The organism is Aquitalea sp. FJL05, from assembly GCF_003852595.1.
Taxonomy (GTDB): domain Bacteria; phylum Pseudomonadota; class Gammaproteobacteria; order Burkholderiales; family Chromobacteriaceae; genus Aquitalea; species Aquitalea aquatilis.
Map to the genome: position 1 here is coordinate 41,923 of NZ_QAJS01000020.1, position 19,351 is coordinate 61,273.

Sequence of the window (19,351 nt, forward strand, 5' to 3'; positions counted from 1 at the left end):
GCTGTTTGTTGCCAAACATACGGAAATCACCTAATTTGCACGAACGAATTATTGGCATGAAACTATTCCATCTTGTCATGAACGATACACACCACCTTCCCTCGCTCTCTGCCCTGCGCGCCTTTGTGGCCGTGGTGCAGACCGGCAGCTTTACCGAAGCGGCACGCCGGCTATTCCTGACCCAGGGGGCCATCAGCAAGCAGATCCGCCTGCTGGAGGAGCATTACGGCACACCCTTGCTGCAGCGCCACAGCCGGCAGGTGCAGCCCACACCCTCGGGCCGCACCCTGCTGCCGGTTGCACAGGACGTGGTGGAAAGGCTGAAAGAAGTGGAAAGACGGCTGAAAACCCAGACCGACATCCTGTCGCTACAGGTCTATGTCACCTTTGCCGTGCGCTGGCTGATGCCACGGCTGGGCAGCTTCTACCAGCAATATCCGCTGACCCAGCTGCGCATGGACAGCATGGTGTACGAGCCATCGGAGCTGGACCCAAGCATCGACCAGGCCTACATCCTGTTCGGTCGCGGCCACTGGCCCAATATGCAGGCCGAGCTGCTGCTGGCGGAAAGGCTGAGCCCGGTGTGCGCGCCCGGCATGCTGGCGCAACTGTCCTGCCTGGAGGATCTGGCTGGGCAGACGCTGTTTCATACCACTCGTGATTACGAGGAGTGGATGGCCTGGCTGGCCACCCAGCAGATCAGCTCGCTGGCGCAATACAAACATCAGGTGGTGGACCTGCACCACCTGGCCTGGACGGCGGCGGCCAGCGGGCTGGGCGTGGCCATCGGCGATATGGAACTGCTGAAGGACGAACTGCAACAGGGCCGGCTGGTGCGCCCCTTCGATACCGTACTGGAAACCGGCTGCGGCTATTATCTGGCCTATCCCGACAGCTATGCCGATCATCCCGGCCTGCAGGCGCTATTGACCTGGCTGCGCCAACAGGCCACCGGCGACGCGGCCACATAGAAAAAGCCCGGCGTTGCGGCCGGGCTGCAAGTCAACAACACAGGAGAAATTACAAAGGCAGATGCCCGGACAAGGCATTGAGCTTGCGCAGCGCGAGGCGAAAACGGGTATGCGCACGGGAAACGGTGGATTCACTGATATCCATTTGCTGCGCGGCAAAATAGCCGGTCATGCCCTCCACTTCCATCAGCCATACGGCTTCGCGCGAGCGTTTTTTCAGGCCGATCAGGTCGGCAACCTGGTTGAAATCGTCAAGTTTCATGGCTCTGATCTCCGACATCAAACTGAGGGGACTTGGCGCTGCCAGTGTGAAACCGGGCGGGTAACACCGGCAAGACAGCAAACCGCAGCGGCTTGTTTTTTCAGCATAGATGCTTGCATAAAAAATGCATGGTCTGATTTGCATCAAATGCTGCTGTAGTGCTGCCAGCCGGTCAGCGATTGCGATTTTGCACGGTGCTGCCGCTAGGGCGTGCGGTGCTCAGTCGCCTGGCGCGATGGCCCCAGATACTTGTCCAGCATGGCCGACAAGGCCACGATGGACAGCGGCTTGGTGAGGAAATCGTCCATGCCGGCTGCGCTGGTTTTTTCCTGCTCCTCCACCCCGGCATTGGCGGTGCAAGCGATGATGATGGTGGCAGGCCTGGCCGGATGTTCTGCCTCGTAATTGCGGATCAGCCGCGCCAGCTGGTAGCCATCGGTATTCGGCATCTGGCAGTCGGTCAGAAGCAGGCTGAAATGGCCGTCTTGCCACTTGGCATAGGCCTCGGCGCCATCTTCGGCCAGCTCCACCCGATAGCCCAGTTTTTCCAGCTGCCTGGTCGCCAGCTTGCGGTTGGTGGGATTATCCTCGGCAAACAAAATGGGCAGAATGGTCTGATCCTGATTGCTGACAAATGCGGCGGGGCCGCCCGGCAGCTGTTGCAGCGACTCCTCCAGAGCGTGCGCGTCGGCCACGCTCACCACCAGCAATAGCGAGGCGCAGCTGCCCTGCCCGACCTCGCTCTCCAGACTCACCTCGCCACCCATCAGCTTGGCCAGCCGGCGACAGATGGTCAGCCCCAGCCCGGTGCCGCCAAAACGGCGTGAGGTATCGGATTCGGCCTGGGTAAAGGGCTGGAACAGCTTGGCCAGCCCTTCGGCATTGATACCGATCCCGCTGTCTTGCACTTCGAACCGCAAGGTCTGCGAGCGGCCCTCTTCTTCCAGCAACAGCACCCGCAAGACAATCCGGCCATGCGCGGTGAATTTCACCGCATTGCTGACAAAGTTTTGCAGGATCTGCCGTACCCGCAAGGGGTCGACCAGCACGGCGGCGGCCACGCGCGGATCGATCTCCAGCACAAACTCCAGCCCTTTGCGCGCGACGGCCTGCGAATACAGGGTATGCACCTGTTCCAGCAGGGGACGCAGTACGGTGGGCGTCATCACCACCTCGAGCTTGTCGGCCTCGATCTTGGAAAAATCCAGGATGTCATCGATCAGCCGCAGCAAGGTGCGGGCGGACTCCTGTATGGTGTCCACCGAGTCTTTCTGCTCCGCGTCCAGTGCGGTCATGGCCAGCAGTTCCAGCATGCCCAGCACGCCGTTCATGGGGGTGCGGATTTCATGGCTCATGGTGGCCAGAAAGGCGCTCTTGGCCTTGTTGGCCGAGTTGGCCTGATCGCGCGCTTCCAGCAACTCGCGCTCGGCCTGCTTGCGTTCGGAAATATCGATGCACGCCAGAATCGACCCCTGCTCCGGCTGCGCGGCAAACAGATTCATACCCTCGAACAAAACCCATATCGGCTTACCCTGCCCGGTCTTGCATTCGATCTCGCAGCCTACCTTGGTCTGCTTCTGCACCATGTCCTGCAGCTGGCTGGTCAGCTCAAACCAGCCCTCGTCGGACAGCACCAGTTCCATCAGATGCCGGCCCGGCAATTGCTCCCGGCCGCTGAGGAACATCGCCTCGGCCATGCGGTTGGCACGGACAATCTGCATATTGGCATTCAGCCGCAACAAGCCGACCGGCGAGGCGGAATAGATCGCCTCTTCTTCCTGCAATACCGCCCGCAGCTGCGCTTCCGAATGCAGGCGACGGTCTTCCTCGTCATAGAAGCCCAGAATGCTGGCGCAGGAGCTGACCAGTGGCCGGATATCCTTTTCCACCAGCAAGGGGTCTGCGCCGCGCAAGCAGATGATGGCGTGAATCTGCTCGTCCTGTATCACGGGCAAACTGACCCATGCCGGCTCGTTGGCCAGGGCCGCCATCAGATAGCTGACCGGGTCCAGCTCCTGCCCGATGCTGATCAGGGCCGGGAAATGCGCTGGCCATTGCCCGGCCTGCAAATTGATATTCAGCGATCCATCGCTGACATTGAACAGCTCCAGCAGGAAACCATCCGCCGCTGCGGCAAAGCGTTTGAACTCATCCAGCAGCCGGTTCAGCACCTGCTCCCGCGGCCAGCGACACAACATCAGGTTTTCCACATGGGAGATGGCCGACAGCATGTCCAGATTGCGTTCCAGCGAATGCTCGGCCAGCCGGCGTTCCTGCTCGTTGCGCACGATCAGGAGATAAACGGTATGGGCTGTGCGGTCCTGAAAGCGCGTCAGGGTCAGGCCGGCAAAAAAACAGCGACCACTGCACTCCATGCCCAGGCCCTGCAAATTGATGCCCACCTCATCACCGGCAAGCAGCATGGCCTTGTCAAGGTCATCGCCCATGCGCAGCAACTGGTCGATGGGCAAGCCGAGCAAGCCTCCCTCCGGGTAGGCAAACATGCGCTCGGCACCGGCGGCGGCGCTCTGGATAATGCCCTGGTCGCTGATGGTCATGATGGCATCGCCTGCGGCATCCAGCATGCGCTGCTGATGATTCAGCGGCTGCAGCACCTTGCGCACCATGAAATACAGCAAGGCCACGCCCAGCACCAGCAAGAAGAGACCCAACAGGCTGTCGCGCAGCAGCAGGCGGCGATAGTGTTGATGATTCTGCTGAATCAGCTCCCCGGTCATGTCGGACAAGACCATGAAGGTAGCGCGCGCCGCATCCTGGGTTTGCGTCAGCTGCTTTTGCAGCTGGGCTATCGCCAGGGGGTTGTTGCCATGTTCGCGCAGTAGCTGGGTTTGCTGCTTGGTCTGGATGTTCAGTTGCAGCGCCAGCTCGGAAAATTGCCGCATGCGCTGCGTCAGGCGCGGGTCATTGGCATAGCGGGCATCGGCGCGCAATTTTTCCAGCAATACGCCGGCCAAATCCAGCCGGGCGCGCAGATCATCCTCCTCGGTTTCACTCAGCATGGAATTGAGTTCAGCGCGCAACACCAGCCCCATGGCAGCGGCCCGCAGGCTGTGCGCCACCAGCCAGCCATCCTGCTTGATCGTATCCAGCAGATTGATGTCGGCGCTACCGCTGAGGTCGATGCGGTTGCCGGCTTCCACCATCATGGCGCTCAGTGTGCTCTGGAGATTGCGCATGGCCAGCTCCAGCCCGTAGCTGAGCGTTTCGTCGCGGGCGAATGACTGGTTCAGCCGGGTGTTCACTTCACTGCGCAAGCGTTTGAAGTTTTGCAATTGCCCGGCAAACTGCTCGCCATAGTGACGGTCGTCCGGCAGCTGGCGGAATGACTGCAAAATTTGCCCGGCCTGAAAATCAGCCCCTTGCTGCAAGCGCAACAGGGTGGCGCGCTCTGCCTCATCCGGTGCGGTGCTGCGGTTCAGCACAATGCGCGCCTGAATGGATTCGCGCCGCAACAGGTCAGCCGCCATGAACAACTGCCTGCTGATATTGTTCAGCTGCATCACCTGCTCGGCCTGTTGATAATTGGCCCAGGACGCAAGCAGCAGTTCGGCAATCCAGGCCAGCTGAATTCCGCCCAACAAAATGACAATCAACAACACCGCCCTGCTTATAGACAAGGTCTGCAGGACCTTGCTGCTTATTTTTTGGCGCATATCCCACCCTGAATTGTGCCAAGGCCATCTAGCCTTGCTGCCGGCGTACCGGGCTATTGCTATGGTATAGCCGTCCGGCAAGGACATTGACATCAAAAATTCAGCTCACTACGCCTGTCAGTCATCACCGTCGGCGGGTGACAGGCTGCGGCGGGGCTCACCGGCGGGAATGGATATGGATTGGGCAGGCAGTACGGACATGGCGGCTGCACTGTGCGAGAGAGGGAAAGGCAGGCTTACGCCAAGTGGCGAGAAGTGCGCGGCAGGCCAGGCCTGCCGCGACTTTTAACTATGGTGAGCACGGGATCGCCGCAACAGAAAATCAAACCGCCTTGGTGCCACGCAGCCAGTCCAGCATGCCCAGACCGGCAGCCCGGCCGCTGGCCAGGCAGGCGGTCAGCAGATAGCCGCCGGTTGGCGCTTCCCAGTCCAGCATTTCCCCGGCGCAGAACACACCGGGGCGGGCCTTGAGCATCAGCCGCTCATCCATGGCCTCGAAACACACACCACCGGCGGTGCTGATGGCTTCGTCAATGGGCCGCGTGGCATAGACTGTCAGCGGCAGGCGCTTGATGCCGGCGGCCAGCGCAGTCATATCGGTAAAGGCTTCCTTGCTCAGGCACTCGCGCAGCAGCCCAGTCCGTACGCCCTTGAGATTGAGCCGGCTTTGCAGATGGCTGGACAGAGAGCGCGAACCACGCGGATGGGCGACTTCGCCCAGCACCTGTTCGGCGCTTTTTTGTGACAACAAATCCAGATAGCAGGTGGCCGAACCCTGCGCCAGCAGCGTATCACGCAGCGCGGCGGAAAACGCATAGATCAGATTGCCTTCCACGCCGTAGCGGGTCACCACACACTCGCCGGTCTTGCGCACGGTATTGCCTGCCAGATCGGTAAACTCCAGCGTGACTGACTTGAGCGGCTGGCCGGCAAACTTGTCGGCAAAGTGCGCGCTCCAGTTGCAGTCAAAGCCGCAATTGGCCGGCAACAAGGGCCGCACGGCCACGCCCTGCTCGCCAAGCAGCGGCAACCAGCTGCCATCCGAACCCAGCTTTTTCCAGCTACCCCCACCCAGTGCCAGCAACACGGCATCGTGTTGCACCAGCAAGTCGCCAGCCGGCGTAGTGAAACGCAGCGCGCCCTGTGCATCCCAGCCCTGCCAGCGGTGGCGCACCCGGAACTGCACCCTGCCTTCACGCAGACGCGACAGCCAGGCACGCAGCAAGGGCGCCGCCTTCATTTCGCGCGGGAACACCTTGCCAGAACTGCCGACGAAGGTTTCCACCCCCAGTCCATGCACCCACTCGCGCAGCCGGTCGGCGTCAAAATCCTGCAGCAATACGCTCAGTTCGGCCTCGCGCTCACGATAGCGGGTGAGGAAGTCGGCCTTGGCTTCCGCGTGGGTAATATTCATGCCGCCCACACCGGCCAGCAGGAACTTGCGCCCAACTGACGGCATGGCGTCATACACCGTGACCGCCACCCCGGCGGCCGCCAGCACCTCGGCTGCCATCAGGCCGGACGGACCTCCGCCAATGATGGCGACACTGGATGAGGACGTGGGCTGTTGCATGAGGACTCCTGACTGGTGGCCGACAGCCGCTGACCGCACCGCGAAAGTGCCAAGTTCAGTGCTCTGCCTGTTGATTGAGGCGGGATTGTTGCAGAAATCACGCGTTCCCCCAAGCCACATCGTGCCCATGACACCATCGAGGGAAAAAATTTGATTTAAACCAAGCACAGTTAATATGACGTACGGTACGCTGGCCGCTGTTACAGGCCATGCATGACGGCTCAATAAAAGCATAAGCAACAACAAAAGGAGGCGGGGCTCCCGTTTGCAATGAAAAAATTTTCCGAATGGCCAATCTGGCTGAGACTGACCAGCGCCATCTGGTGCTGCCTGGTGCTGGCATGGAGCGGGCTGATTGCCTGGGAAACCACCGTCAGCCGCGACATCGCGGTATCCCAGGCCAAGGACCTGGCCAGCAGCATGAATGAAATGACGCTGGCCGGCCTCACCGGCATGATGATGACCGGCACGGTAGGCCAGCGCGATGTGTTTCTGGATCAGATCAAGGAACTGTCTGCGGTGCGCGAACTGCGGGTCATCCGTGGCGAAGCAGTCAGCAAGCAGTTTGGCCCTGGCAATGCCGGTGACAAGGCCCACGCCGCCGATGAGGCAGAAAAAGGTGCACTGGCCAGCGGCCAGCCTTATATCGCCATCGAATCTACCCCGCAGCTGGGCGAACACCTGCATGTGGTGTATCCGGCGCGCGCCGCCAGCAACTATCTGGGCAAGAACTGCATGGGCTGCCATCAGGTCAGTGCCGGCACACCGCTGGGTGCCGTCAGCATGCGCATTTCGCTGGAAAAACCCTATGCCTCGGTCACCCAGTTCCGTAATCAGAGCATTCTGTTTGCCATCGTCGCCTCGCTGCCGCTGATGGCCGTGGTCTTCTTCTTCATCCGCAGTTTCGTCACCCACCCGCTGCAAGCCATGGCGGGTGGCCTGTCCGAACTGGCCAAGGGCGAAGGCGATCTTACCCGCCGGCTGGAAGTGCGCCACCAGGACGAAATCGGCCAGACCGCTGGCCTGTTCAACCAGATGCTGGGCTCGATTGCCGACCTGGTCAGACAGGTTGGCGGCGCCGCCCGCACGGTAGCCTCCTCTGCCGGCCAGCTCAGCGGTGGTGCAGAAAAGCTGGCGGACAGCTCGCGCACGCAGAACGCCCAGTCGCAGGATGCGGCGCAAGCGGTAGAGCAACTGGCGCAACATATCGGCGAAATCGCCCGCCATGCCGAACAGGTGCTGGAACAGTCGGACGAAAGCCTGCAGCGCTCGCAACAGGGCCGCCGCGACCTCACCCAGCTGCAACAGGAAGTCAATCAGGTGCAGCAGGCGGTGGAAATGATGGCCGAGGCCGAAACCGAACTGGTGAAGTCCACCAGCTCCATCACCAGCATGACGCAACAGGTACGCGACATCGCCGAACAGACCAATCTGCTGGCGCTGAATGCCGCCATTGAAGCCGCCCGTGCCGGTGAAGCCGGACGCGGCTTTGCCGTGGTGGCCGATGAGGTACGCAAGCTGGCGGAAAAATCCGCTCTGTCCGCCCGCGAAATCGACACCGTGACTGGCGCACTCAACCACAAGACCGAAGCGGTACGCCAGGCCGTGGCCGCCAGCCTGTCCTCGCTGGAAGCCAGCCACCAGTCGGCAGGGCAAGTGGCCAGCGTGCTGGAATCGGCCAGCGACTCGGCCACCGCCGTACGCAATGGCCTGCGCCAGATCGTGCAGGTAACCGAGCAGCAGCGCGAAACCAGCCAGCGCGTCACCCGCAATATCGACAGCATCGCCGAACTGGCCAGCACCAACGACAGCGCCATCCAGCACACCGTGCGCTCGGCAGAAGAGCTGGAAAGCCTGGCCGCAGGTCTGAACGATTCAGTAGCCCGCTTCAAGGTATAAGCCAGACAGCACCATCGACAACGCCAGTGAGCCCCTCACTGGCGTTTTTTCTTGTGCCGGCCAACCGCCGCCAGCGCCAAGTCATTCACCACACAGTAAAAAATGCCACAAGCCGGTCGCTTTACCCCACCGGCATCAAGGCTTGTTTGGACAATGCCGCCGCAACTGTTACACTGCCCACCCTTTCTGTCGTTACATCGCCAAGTCCGTGAAAAAAATCGCCTTTTCCAGCCTCACCGCGCTGCCTGCCGCCCTGCTTTCCAATCTGGACAGCCTGGGTTATCACAGCATGACCCCCATCCAGGCCGAAAGCCTGCCGGTGATTCTGGAAGGCCGCGATTTGATCGCCCAGGCCAAGACCGGCAGCGGCAAAACAGCGGCCTTCGGCCTTGGCATGCTGGCCGGCATCAATCCGCGCTGGTTCGCCGTGCAGGGGCTGGTGCTCTGTCCCACCCGCGAACTGGCCGACCAGGTGGCACAGGAAATCCGCCGTCTGGCGCGCAGCATCGACAATATCAAGGTAGTCACCCTCACTGGCGGCTCACCGATGGGTCCGCAGCGCGGCTCGCTGGAACACGGCGCGCACATCGTGGTGGGCACCCCCGGCCGGTTGCAGGACCACCTGTTCCGCCAGTCGCTGGACCTGTCCAATGTGAAAATGCTGGTGCTGGACGAGGCCGACCGCATGATTGACATGGGCTTCATCGAAGAAATCGTCGGCATCGTGCGCGCCTGCCCGCGTACCCGCCAGACCCTGCTGTTCTCCGCCACCTACCCGGACACCATCCGCAAGGCCAGCGCGCAGTTCCTGCGCCAGCCGGTGGAAGTGAAGGTACAGGCCCTGCACAGCGGCGACCATATCGAGCAATGGTTTTACAAGGTCAAGCCGGAAACCCGCCTGGAAACCGTCACCCGCATCCTGCAGCATGTGCGCCCGGCTTCGGCGCTGGCCTTCTGCAACACCAAGGAACGCTGCAAGGAGCTGGTGAAAGACCTGCAAAACCGCGGCTTCTCGGCACTGGCACTGTATGGCGATCTGGAACAGCGCGACCGCGACCAGATCCTGCTGCGCTTTGCCAACAAGAGCACCACCGTGCTGGTGGCTACCGACGTGGCCGCCCGTGGTCTGGATATCAAGGAGCTGGATCTGGTGATCAATGTGGACGTGAGCCACGACCCGGAAATCCACATCCACCGTATCGGCCGTACCGGTCGCGGCGAGCTGCACGGCCTGGCCATGACCCTGACCTGCGAAAACGATGCGCGCCGTCTGGTGCAGATCGAGGACTATCAGAAAGCCCCGCTCACCTGGGCTGAAGTCACCGAACTGACCCCGGCTCCGGGCGGCCAGCTGATTCCGGCCATGGTGACGCTGGAAATTGCCGGTGGCAAACGTGACAAGCTGCGCCCCGGCGACATTCTGGGCGCACTGACCGGCGAAGGCGGCATTGCCGGCAGCCATGTCGGCAAGATCAATGTGCTGGAGGGTGCCAGCTTTGTTGCCCTGCAACGCGATATTGCCCAGCAGGCTTTCGAGCAGCTGGCGGTGAGCAAGATCAAGGGCCGTCTGTTCAAGATGCGCTTTGTCGAATAAGCGCCCAGCTGCCAGCCATGCACAAGCCACCCCGCAGGGTGGCTTTTTTATTTTCCGACCGAGAACACTAGAGCCTGTTCAGAGTCTCGCGAGCGAGAGTGAGACAAGGCGAAAACGACCGGAAAGAAGTGGGGAAGCGGAGTTTACATGGCGTAAATGAGTATTCCGCAGGCGTTTTTAACGCAGTATCACCCCATTTCGACTAAATCCAGCAGGCTATGGACTGGCTCTTAAAAGGGCTTGTCACCCAGAATCGTGGCCCGGTGCATGATGCGGCGCGTCGGACGATAGTCGTCCACCGCGTAATGGCTGGTGGAGCGATTGTCCCAGAAGGCCACATCGCCGGCCTGCCAGCGCCAGCGGATGGTGAATTCCGGCCGCGCCTGATGGGCCAGCAGGAAAGCCAGCAAGGCAGCACTTTCTTCTTCCGGCAGCTCGTTGATTTCGGTGGTGAAGCCGCCATTGACGAACAAACCCTTGCGTCCGCTTTCCGGATGGGTACGCACCACCGGGTGGCTCAGCGGCGGATTGTCACGCCGGGTCTGCTCCCACTTTTCCCGGTCGGCCGGCGTCAGGCCAAAGCGTTTGAGCGGGAAGGTCTTGGTAAAGTCATGGGTGGCGGTCAGCCCTTCCAGCAAGACTTTCAGGCGGTCAGACAGCGCATCCCAGGCAGCAAAGCTGCTGGCCCACAGCGTATCGCCACCAAACTCTGGCAACTGGCGGGCGGCCAATACGGCGGCGGCCGGCGGGGTTTCGATGAAGGTGACATCGGTGTGCCAGATCGCATTGTCTTTCAGGTCGAACGCGTCGGTATCCAGAATCATCACCTGCGGCGCATCCGGGTGCTGCGGGTAGATGGGGTGGGTGTGCAGATCGCCGAAGCGGGCGGCAAAGTCGCGCTGCTGGCGCGGGCTGATGTCCTGGTTACGGAAGAACAGCACCTGATGCTGCAGCAGGGCCTGGCGTAATTCCTGCTGCAGGCTGTCGGTCAGCGGCTGCGCCAGATCCACGCCCTCGACAATCGCTCCCAGCGCCGGGGACAAACGGGTAAGCGTCAAACTCATCATGTATTCCTTGCATCATTCAGTCGTGGCCACCACCACACGGCAGTGGCGCTAAAGTTAATCCTGCTGGCCATGCCAGGGAGCCAGACGGCGTTGCAGCAGCCGCAGCCCCAGCTCCAGCGCAAAGGCGATGACGGCGATCACCACGATGCCCAGAATCACCACGTCGGTCACCAGAAACTGGGCGGCAGACTGCACCATGAAACCCAGCCCACGGGTGGCGGCTACCAGCTCAGCGGCCACCAAGGTGGACCAGCCGGTACCCAGGCCGATGCGGATGCCGGTGAGAATTTCCGGCAGCGCTTCCGGCAGGATGACAAACCACAGCAACTGGCGACGGCTGGCGCCCAGCGTCTGCGCCGCACGCAAACGGTTGCGGCTGACCTGCGCCACCCCATGGCTGGTGGCGATGATGACCGGGGCCAGTACCGCCAGGAAAATCAGCAGCACCTTGGACAATTCGCCAATGCCGAACCAGATCACGATCAGCGGCAGATAGGCCAGCGGCGGCACCGGGCGATAGGCTTCGATCAGCGGATCGAGCAGACCGCGCGCCACCGGACTGACGCCCATCAGCACCCCCAGCGGGATACCCAGCAGCACCGCGGCCACCAGGGCCAGCACAATGCGCTGCAGGCTGGCTGCCAGGTGCTGCCACAGCGTGGCATCCATGAAACCCTGCGTGCTGACCGTCACCAGTTTGGCCAGCACCGCCTCCGGCGCGGGCAGAAACAATGCCGGTACCAGCCCGCTATGCGACAGCCCCCACCACAGCGCCAGCAGGCTCAGCAGGCTGATGCCGCTGAGCCAGCCACGGCGATATTGTGTCCATACCCCACGACTTAACGCTGCGGCCTCTGGTGCAATCTCGTCCGGCACCACCGTCGGGGCAACCGCCACCAGCCGTTGTTCCAGTGAAGTTTCCAGCGTATTCATGCAAGCTCCTCCTCCGGCTTGCGCCGGTGATCAAACAGCGTGGCCAGCAGCTGTTCGCGCAGGGCGATAAAGGCCGGGTCCGACTTGATGGCACGCGCCGACTCGCCGGCGCGGTAACGCTGACTGAAACCAGGACGCAGCGTCTCGACGATGCGCCCCGGCCCTGGCGACATCAGTACCAGTTCGGTGGCCAGAAACAGCGCCTCTTCGATATCGTGGGTAATCAGAAAAATACGGCGGTGCGCCTGCTGCCACACTTTCAGCAGCAGCTCCTGCATCTGCTCGCGGGTAAAGGCATCCAGCGCGCCAAACGGTTCGTCCATCAGCAGCACTTGCGAATGACTGGCCAGCGCACGGGCAATGCCCACCCGCTGGCGTTGCCCGCCGGACAGCTGCCAGCTGTAACGGCTGCCAGCCTCCGGCAGGTCGACCAGTGCCAGCACTTCGTCGGCACGGGCCAGCCGCTCGGCCTTGGCCACCCCTTGCAGACGCAGGCCAAAAGCCACGTTGTCACGCACGTTCAGCCAGGGCAGCAAGGCATCGTGCTGAAACACCACCGCCCGCTCGGCCCCCGGCCCCGTCACCGGCTGGCCGGCAAAGCTGACCGTACCGCTATCGGGCTTAACAAAACCGGCGAACAGGTTGAGCAAGGTGGTCTTGCCGCAGCCGGACGGACCCAGCGCGACGGTGAGGTCGTCCGGGCCGATATCCAGCGACACCCCGGCCAGGGCCGGGCGGGTCTGGCCGGGATAGCGCACCGTGACCTTGTTGGCAGACAGGCTGGACATGGTTTACTTCGCCGCCTTGACGTACTGGTTGCTCACATAGGGGCTGTAATCAGGCTGCAGCGATTCCACCTTGCCCTGCGACTTGAGGAAGGCCGCGGTATTGGCCACCGCCTGCACGAAAGGCTTCTGCAACAGGGCGACCTGGTCTTTCTGGGTGAGGAAGCGGTTACCCTGCAAGCCCAGCACCACATCGGCCGGGGCCGCGCCGGTCAGGCGGCTGATCTTGTCGATATTGTCCTTGTTCGCGATAAAGGCCTTGGGATTGGCCACATAGCCGGCGATGGCATCCAGCGATACCTTGGCAAACTTGTTGACGAATTCCGGGTGGGCCGCGGCAAAGTCCTTGCGCACGATCCAGATATCGTAAGTGGGCGCACCCCACTTCGATACCTGGGCCGAACTGGTCAGCACCTTGCCATTAGCCTTGATCTTGCCCAGTGCCGGGTCCCACACATAGGCGGCATCGATGTCGCCACGCTGCCAGGCAGCGGTGATTTCACTGGGGCGCAGGTTCAGCACATTGACCTTGGTCGGATCGACCTTCCAGTGCTTCAGCGAGGCCAGCAGGCTGTAATGGGTGGTGGACACATAAGGCACCGCCACCTTTTTGCCGATCAGGTCTTGCGGCGTGTTGATCTTGCTGCCATTGCGCACCACCAGCGCCTCGGCATCACCAATTTCGTCGGCCACCAGGAAGGTCACAATCGGCAGACCGCGACTGGCCGCTGCGGCCAGCGGGCTGGAACCCAGATTGCCAATCACCACATCGCCGGAAGCCACGGCGGCAATCACTTCCGAACCACTTTCAAACTTGCGCCAGTTGATCTGGCTGCCGGTGGCCTTTTCATAAGCACCATCGGCCTGCGGGATCTTGGTGGGATCAATGCCGGTCTGGTAGGCAATGGTCACGGCATCGGCAGCCAGTGCAAGACCGCTGAGCAGGGTGAGCGAGGCAGCAATCAGGGTAAGACGGGGCAGTTTGGCGTAGTTCATCGCAGATTCCAGTAATGGTGTGGGTTTTGTTGATGCACACCAATCTAGCAAGCCGTCCCCGCAAAACTAAGCAAGAAAAAACGCATTACTTATCAAAAACTAGCAATTGACCAACCAGCGCCAGGGAAAACACCACCGCGGGTTTATGAAAATCATATGACATGACGCAAAGACCACTCAGCCTGCCGTCTTTATCATTTAAAGCATTGAATTTAAAAAAATAGCGGTCAATCACAAGAAAATTGCGTTTCGATTAGCCGCGCCGGCTTGCGGCGAGTGGCCTTGTCTTTGCCAGACACGGAAAAAACACGGTAGAGTGTTTAAAATGAATCAATCAGTCTTCAAATAAAACAAGCTGGGCATCCGGGAGATATCAAAGAATGTTTGGATCAGGCAACAAAAAGCGCATACAGCAACTGCAGGATCGGGTAACAGAACTGGAAAACGCGCTGCAACACAGCCAGCGCCAGTTACAGGACAGCGAACAGGCACGCCAGCAGGCCGAACAGCAGATCAGCACTCAACAGAACCAGACCCAGCGCAATCAAAGCTATGTCGAGCCCTTTGGCGATTTCTGCATCAGCCTGGCCAGCATTCGTGGTTCCTTTGCCGAACTGGCGGCACTGATGGAAAGCAATTTCGGCGCAGCCGCCGATGCGGTCACCACCCTGCACCACACCCGTGGCGCGGTGGATACGCTGGCACACAGCTTCGACGAAATCGCCCAGGCCCAGCAGAAAACCGCCGAATCCATGGATTCGCTCAATAGCAAGACCAGCCAGATCCGCCAGTTTGTGCAGTTGATCAAGGATGTCGCCGAGCAGACCAATCTGCTGGCGCTGAATGCGGCCATCGAGGCCGCCCGTGCCGGCGAACAGGGCCGCGGCTTTGCCGTGGTGGCCGACGAGGTGCGCAAGCTGGCCGAGCGCACGGCCAATGCCACCAATGAGATTTCCACCCTGGTCAGCGATGTGGAAAGCGCCTCGCTCAGCACCAAGCTGCAAGTCACCGAAGCGGCCGGGCAAGTGGCCGGCTACCGCAATACCGGGCTGGAAACCGCCGCCGCCATCCGCAGCATGGTGGATGTCAGCGAGCAGATGGCGCGGGTCATCGCCCAGGGCACCAATACCAGCTTCATGGAGGTGGTCAAGCTCGACCATGTGGTGTTCAAGCTGGACATCTACAAAGCCTTCATCGGCTACCACGACCTGGCGGCAGACAAGGTGTCCTCGCACCAGCATTGCCGTCTGGGCAAGTGGTATTACGAAGGTCGTGGCGCGCAGGAATGCAAGGGCAACAGCCAGTTCATGCAGCTGGAAACCCCGCATGCCAATGTGCACAACGCCGGCAAGGAGGCACTGAACGCCTTCCACGCCAAGGATTTCGCCAAGGCCAGACAGGCACTGCAACGCATGGAAGAAGCATCCGATCAGGTGATGGATTTGCTGACCCAGCTGGAACAGCAGCCTTGTAACAACAAGATCTAAATCAGCGCAACAGCCGTGGCTGTCACGCAAGCCGCTTACGCCGCCACGGCGGGGCGGTGTTGCATGCGCTGGCGCAGTGCGTCGATGGCATAGCGCACCTTGGCTGGCTGCGCATCGCGCCTGGGCGTTACCACGTAAATGCCCAGCGCCGGCAAGCGCCACTCGGGCAGGATGCGTAGCAAGCGGCCATCGGCCAGCTCCTGCCTGATTTCCGGCTCCGGCTGGATAGACAAGCCCATGCCGGCCAGCACGAACTGGCGCGCCGCCAGGATATTATTGCTGCTGACCCGCACACCCACCTCGGGCCGTACTACCACCCCTTCTGCATTTTCCATGCTCAGCCAGCTCTGGCTGCGTTCGTGATCCAGCATCACCCATTGGTGTTCCGTCAGCTGCTGCGGCTGGGTAATCGGCGCATGGCGGGCCAGATAGGCTGGTGCAGCACACAGCACGCTATCCCAGTCGGCCAGATGACGCGCCACCAGACTGGAGTCTTTCAAGTCGCCCGCACGCAGAGCCAGATCGATACGGTGCTGTACCAGATCGATCATCTCGTCATGGAAGAACAGCTTCAAACTGAGCCGGGGATGGGCCGCCAGCAAGGGCGCCAGCGCCTCAGTCAGCATCGGGCCGGCAAAGCCGGTGGGAGCCGCCAGCCGCAATTCGCCCACCGGCGCATCACGCAGCTCGCTCAGCCGTTGCTCGGCCAGGCGCGCGGCGGCCAGCATATCGGCACAGCCCTGGTAAAACAGGCTGCCCGCCTCAGTCAGGGTCAGGCTGCGTGTGGTCCGGTGCAATAAGGACACGCCATGCTCGGCCTCCAGCTTGCTGATGTGCTGGCTCACCGCCGACGGGGTCATGCCCAACTCGCGTGAGGCGGCAATCATCGAGCCCTGCTCCACCACGGTGGCAAACACCGCCATACGCCGCAACATTTCCATATTATTAAGTCCAGCTAATTTATTAATGCCAGTATTGACGGATTATCAGTGGATTCGCAAGCGATTACAGTTGCTTCCATCCACTATCGAAAGGAAAGCAAAATGAAAATCGCACTGATCGGCGCTACCGGTTTTGTTGGCTCGGCCATTCTGCAAGAGCTGCTGGCCCGCCAGCATCAAGTTACCGCCATCGTCAGCCGTCCGGAACGCCTGCCCCAGCATGCGCAACTGCAGGCCATCAAGGCCGATGCCTATGACGCCGCCGCCATTGCCAGCGCCGTCGCCGGCCACGACGTCGCGATCAGCGCCTTCAACCCCGGCTGGGACAAGAGCGACATTCGCACCCTGTTCATTCAGGGGCATGACGCCATCGTCGCCGGGGTGAAGCAGGCCGGGGTGACACGCTTTCTGGAGGTGGGCGGTGCCGGCAGCCTGTTCGTGGCACCGGGCCTGCAACTGATCGACACCCCGCACTTCCCTGCCGAATACAAGGAAGGGGCCGAAGGCGCACGCCAGGCACTCGATAGCCTGCGCAGCGAGACTGTACTGGACTGGGTATTCCTGTCGCCGCCAGCCCTGCTGGCACCGGGCGAGCGCAGCGGCCAGTACCGCGTGGGTGGCGAAGAGCTGCTGATGGATGGTGAAGCACCAGCCGGCATCAGCGTGGCCGACCTCGCCGTAGCCATCGCCGACGAGGTGGAAACGTCACGCCACAGCCGCCAGCGCTTTACCGTCGCCAACTAGTTTTTCCACCATTCTCCTTGCCGAGCTGCCCGCACTGCGCGCAGCTCTTTTTTATTGCCATCCGCATGCTGCAACTGCACATTGAAACACGCGCCAATATTGGCGTTGACAGGCTTGGGCAGCTTATCTACAGTGCCAGCCAGCCGTACTGGATGGCGCGGGAGAGATCACCTTTGCGGTGACGCCGAAGGGGTATCGCCCCAGAAACTCTCAGGCAAAAGAACCGCGCCGTCGTCTGGCTCTCTGGAGAGAAGGACCGGGCCACCACGCCCGGCCTCGCCGAAGGAAAAGACAGCCCACGCTGTCGAAGATTGTTGACAAACCCCTCTCGCTTTCTGAAAAGAAAGCGAGGCTCCCTTGCAGGGCAAGGGCGGGGGGATTGGGAATAGATAGGAAGGCTGCGGAATCAATCAGTGAGCCGGAAGGCCCGGCTTTGCCGGGTCCTGTGCAATCCTATCAAATTACTTTGTCAGCAGCCCGAGACAGCCCACGCTGTCGCAATCTCTCAGGCAAAAGGACAGAGGGGGCAGTGACTGCATTCATGCCAGCATGCGTCGGCCTGCCCGGTTTGCGAGCGATGGAGCCTACCCTCCTGCCGCCCCTCCAGCCTGTCATCCCTGCGCCAGCCACCATGAGCAGCCCCGCACCACGGCCTATCCCGCCGCGGACAAGCAGCGGACCGGACGCTTCACGACGCCTGATGGCCGGAAGCAGAACAGTCCACGCACACAAAACATGACAGGCTGACACACACATCAACGGGCCATCCTTTAGCGAGCGGCCCGCACCCGAAACACCGGCAGCGCCGCCAAACGGCCTGCCTGCAGCAGACAAGAGAGCAATATGGCTATCAGCGTTTTCGACCTGTTCAAGATTGGCATCGGCCCGTCCAGCTCGCACACCGTCGGCCCCATGCGCGCCGCCCGCCAGTTTGTCGCACGGCTGGAAAAAGACGGCCTGCTGGCCGCCACCTGCCGCGTGCGTAGCGAGATGTATGGCTCGCTGGGTGCCACCGGCAAGGGCCACGGCTCGGATACCGCCGTGCTGCTGGGCCTGGCCGGCGAACTGCCCGACCTGGTCGATACCGATACCGTGCCAGACCTGCTAACGGCAATCCGCAGCAGCAAGCGGCTGAACCTGCTGGGCCAGCAGGATATCGCCTTTAACGAGGGCGAAGACCTGATCCTGCACAAGCGCAAAACACTGCCCTACCACCCCAACGGCATGATCTTTGAAGCCTACGACGGCGCTGGCAACAGCCTGTCCAAACGCGCCTATTACTCGGTGGGGGGTGGTTTCGTGGTGGATGAAGCCGCCATCGAAGCCGGCTTTGCACCGCCCGGCGTCACCGAACTCAAACACCCGTTCAATACCGCTGCCGAACTGCTGGCCCTGTGCAAGGCGCAAGGCAAAAGCATCAGCCAGATCATGCTGGAAAACGAACTGGCCTGGCGCAGCGAGGAAGAAGTCCGCCGCGACCTGCTGACCATCTGGGGGGTGATGCAGGCCTGCGTCAAACGCGGCTGCCAGCGCGAAGGCATTCTGCCAGGCGGCATGAAGGTAAAACGCCGCGCCGCCGACATGTACCAAAAGCTGCTGGCCGCACCGGAAGCCGCGCTGCGCGACCCGCTCACCGTAATGGACTGGGTCAATCTGTATGCGCTGGCCGTGAACGAGGAAAATGCCGCCGGTGGCCGCGTCGTCACCGCCCCCACCAACGGTGCCGCCGGCATCATCCCGGCAGTCATGCACTATTATTCGCGCTTTGTACCGGGTGCCAGTGAAGACGGCATCGTGCGCTACCTGCTGACCGCCGGTGCCATCGGCATCCTGTTCAAGCTCAATGCCTCCATCTCTGGCGCAGAAGTCGGCTGCCAGGGCGAAGTGGGCTCGGCCTGCTCCATGGCCGCCGGTGCACTGGCTGAAGTCATGGGCGGCACGCCGGAACAGGTGGAAAACGCGGCAGAAATCGGCATGGAGCACAACCTGGGCCTGACCTGCGACCCGGTCGGCGGACTGGTGCAAGTCCCCTGCATCGAACGCAATGCCATGGCCTCGATCAAGGCCATCAACGCTGCCCGCATGGCGCTGCGCGGCGATGGCCAGCATTGCGTATCGCTGGACCGCGTCATCAAGACCATGCGCGACACCGGCCGCGACATGAGCACCAAGTACAAGGAAACCGCCCGTGGCGGGCTGGCCATCAATGTGATCGAAGTACCGGTCAACGTAGTGGAATGTTGAACCGAGTCAGGTAGTAACAGACAACACGCCGTGGCCTTACCATCCACGGCGTTTTCTTTTATGTATGGGCCGCTGACCACCCATCTGCCCAGGCATATTCATGCGGACATCGCACCGCCACACCGTATCCTCCACAACAGCGCAAACCACGCGTAGAACTCAGTAGAACTACGCATTCATG

Annotated in this window: 14 protein-coding genes, 1 pseudogene and 1 riboswitch; of the genes and pseudogenes, 7 read left to right on the forward strand and 8 right to left on the reverse strand. The window is 61.4% G+C overall.

The genetic code is table 11. The features are described from left to right. Window positions 1-56 precede the first annotated feature (56 nt). Window positions 57-971, forward strand: a complete 915-nt coding sequence (locus DBR44_RS18695; protein WP_124645500.1) for a LysR substrate-binding domain-containing protein — start codon at window positions 57-59, stop codon at window positions 969-971. Between the two features lie 49 nt (window positions 972-1,020). On the opposite strand, the gene DBR44_RS18700 is transcribed toward DBR44_RS18695, so the two are convergent. The 3 genes from DBR44_RS18700 to DBR44_RS18710 form a co-directional block, all read right to left on the reverse strand. Then, entirely contained in the window at window positions 1,021-1,233 is a 213-nt protein-coding gene (locus tag DBR44_RS18700) for a sigma factor-like helix-turn-helix DNA-binding protein (protein ID WP_059286182.1), read from the reverse strand. A gap of 203 nt (window positions 1,234-1,436) precedes the next feature. Next, the gene (locus tag DBR44_RS18705; protein ID WP_158613670.1) at window positions 1,437-4,850 is read right to left on the reverse strand and encodes an ATP-binding protein; all 3,414 of its coding nucleotides are present in this window, start codon (window positions 4,848-4,850) and stop codon (window positions 1,437-1,439) included. Between the two features lie 379 nt (window positions 4,851-5,229). Further along, window positions 5,230-6,480 carry a TIGR03862 family flavoprotein gene (locus tag DBR44_RS18710; protein ID WP_124645502.1) on the reverse strand — a complete coding sequence of 417 codons (1,251 nt, stop codon included), beginning with the start codon at window positions 6,478-6,480 and terminating at the stop codon, window positions 5,230-5,232. A 270-nt stretch (window positions 6,481-6,750) separates the two neighbouring features. Between DBR44_RS18710 and DBR44_RS18715 the strand changes: the two genes are divergently transcribed. Together DBR44_RS18715 and dbpA are read left to right on the forward strand one after the other, a co-directional pair. Further along, on the forward strand, window positions 6,751-8,379 hold the full coding sequence (locus tag DBR44_RS18715) for a methyl-accepting chemotaxis protein (protein WP_124645503.1): 1,629 nt from the start codon (window positions 6,751-6,753) through the stop codon (window positions 8,377-8,379). A gap of 208 nt (window positions 8,380-8,587) precedes the next feature. Then, window positions 8,588-9,973 (forward strand): ATP-dependent RNA helicase DbpA, encoded by a 1,386-nt coding sequence (gene dbpA, locus DBR44_RS18720; RefSeq protein ID WP_124645504.1) that lies wholly within the window; start codon window positions 8,588-8,590, stop codon window positions 9,971-9,973. Between the two features lie 230 nt (window positions 9,974-10,203). Here the strand turns inward: dbpA and tauD are convergent, their stop codons facing one another. The 4 genes from tauD to tauA are packed head-to-tail and all read right to left on the reverse strand — an operon-like array spanning window position 10,204 to window position 13,754. Continuing rightward, window positions 10,204-11,037 (reverse strand): taurine dioxygenase, encoded by an 834-nt coding sequence (gene tauD, locus DBR44_RS18725; RefSeq protein ID WP_199731111.1) that lies wholly within the window; start codon window positions 11,035-11,037, stop codon window positions 10,204-10,206. Window positions 11,038-11,094: 57 nt separating this feature from the next. Beyond that, the gene (tauC, locus tag DBR44_RS18730; protein ID WP_124645506.1) at window positions 11,095-11,973 is read right to left on the reverse strand and encodes a taurine ABC transporter permease TauC; all 879 of its coding nucleotides are present in this window, start codon (window positions 11,971-11,973) and stop codon (window positions 11,095-11,097) included. Next, window positions 11,970-12,761: a taurine ABC transporter ATP-binding subunit gene (gene tauB, locus DBR44_RS18735; protein ID WP_124645507.1), complete on the reverse strand. Its 792-nt coding sequence runs from the start codon at window positions 12,759-12,761 to the stop codon at window positions 11,970-11,972. The genes tauC and tauB overlap by 4 nt, the downstream gene beginning before the upstream one ends. Before the next feature lie 3 nt (window positions 12,762-12,764). After that, window positions 12,765-13,754: a taurine ABC transporter substrate-binding protein gene (gene tauA / locus DBR44_RS18740; RefSeq protein ID WP_124645508.1), complete on the reverse strand. Its 990-nt coding sequence runs from the start codon at window positions 13,752-13,754 to the stop codon at window positions 12,765-12,767. Between the two features lie 794 nt (window positions 13,755-14,548). Between tauA and DBR44_RS20135 the strand changes: the two are divergent. Both DBR44_RS20135 and DBR44_RS20140 read left to right on the forward strand, forming a co-directional pair. Beyond that, window positions 14,549-14,812, forward strand: a pseudogene (locus tag DBR44_RS20135) (methyl-accepting chemotaxis protein); the annotation flags it as partial. A 78-nt stretch (window positions 14,813-14,890) separates the two neighbouring features. Next, window positions 14,891-15,241 carry a CZB domain-containing protein gene (locus DBR44_RS20140; RefSeq protein ID WP_233578677.1) on the forward strand — a complete coding sequence of 117 codons (351 nt, stop codon included), beginning with the start codon at window positions 14,891-14,893 and terminating at the stop codon, window positions 15,239-15,241. Window positions 15,242-15,276: 35 nt separating this feature from the next. Here DBR44_RS20140 and DBR44_RS18750 read toward each other — a convergent pair whose 3' ends face one another. Next, on the reverse strand, window positions 15,277-16,182 hold the full coding sequence (locus DBR44_RS18750; protein ID WP_124645510.1) for a LysR family transcriptional regulator: 906 nt from the start codon (window positions 16,180-16,182) through the stop codon (window positions 15,277-15,279). A gap of 102 nt (window positions 16,183-16,284) precedes the next feature. Between DBR44_RS18750 and DBR44_RS18755 the strand changes: the two genes are divergently transcribed. Beyond that, window positions 16,285-16,926, forward strand: a complete 642-nt coding sequence (locus DBR44_RS18755) for an NAD(P)-dependent oxidoreductase (RefSeq protein WP_124645511.1) — start codon at window positions 16,285-16,287, stop codon at window positions 16,924-16,926. 148 nt (window positions 16,927-17,074) lie between these two features. Next, a riboswitch (glycine riboswitch) is annotated at window positions 17,075-17,162 on the forward strand. A gap of 607 nt (window positions 17,163-17,769) precedes the next feature. After that, on the forward strand, window positions 17,770-19,170 hold the full coding sequence (locus DBR44_RS18760; RefSeq protein WP_124645512.1) for an L-serine ammonia-lyase: 1,401 nt from the start codon (window positions 17,770-17,772) through the stop codon (window positions 19,168-19,170). The last annotated feature ends 181 nt before the right edge of the window (window positions 19,171-19,351 follow it).

Coding starts and splice junctions, on each gene's coding strand:
- tauB (WP_124645507.1), bottom strand. CDS start 12,761: ATGTCCAGCCTGTCTGCCAACAAGGTCACGGTGCGCTATCCCGGCCAG.
- tauD (WP_199731111.1), bottom strand. CDS start 11,037: ATGAGTTTGACGCTTACCCGTTTGTCCCCGGCGCTGGGAGCGATTGTC.
- DBR44_RS18755 (WP_124645511.1), top strand. CDS start 16,285: ATGAAAATCGCACTGATCGGCGCTACCGGTTTTGTTGGCTCGGCCATT.
- DBR44_RS18750 (WP_124645510.1), bottom strand. CDS start 16,182: ATGGAAATGTTGCGGCGTATGGCGGTGTTTGCCACCGTGGTGGAGCAG.
- tauA (WP_124645508.1), bottom strand. CDS start 13,754: ATGAACTACGCCAAACTGCCCCGTCTTACCCTGATTGCTGCCTCGCTC.
- DBR44_RS18715 (WP_124645503.1), top strand. CDS start 6,751: ATGAAAAAATTTTCCGAATGGCCAATCTGGCTGAGACTGACCAGCGCC.
- DBR44_RS20140 (WP_233578677.1), top strand. CDS start 14,891: ATGGAGGTGGTCAAGCTCGACCATGTGGTGTTCAAGCTGGACATCTAC.
- DBR44_RS18760 (WP_124645512.1), top strand. CDS start 17,770: ATGGCTATCAGCGTTTTCGACCTGTTCAAGATTGGCATCGGCCCGTCC.
- DBR44_RS18700 (WP_059286182.1), bottom strand. CDS start 1,233: ATGAAACTTGACGATTTCAACCAGGTTGCCGACCTGATCGGCCTGAAA.
- tauC (WP_124645506.1), bottom strand. CDS start 11,973: ATGAATACGCTGGAAACTTCACTGGAACAACGGCTGGTGGCGGTTGCC.
- DBR44_RS18695 (WP_124645500.1), top strand. CDS start 57: ATGAAACTATTCCATCTTGTCATGAACGATACACACCACCTTCCCTCG.
- DBR44_RS18710 (WP_124645502.1), bottom strand. CDS start 6,480: ATGCAACAGCCCACGTCCTCATCCAGTGTCGCCATCATTGGCGGAGGT.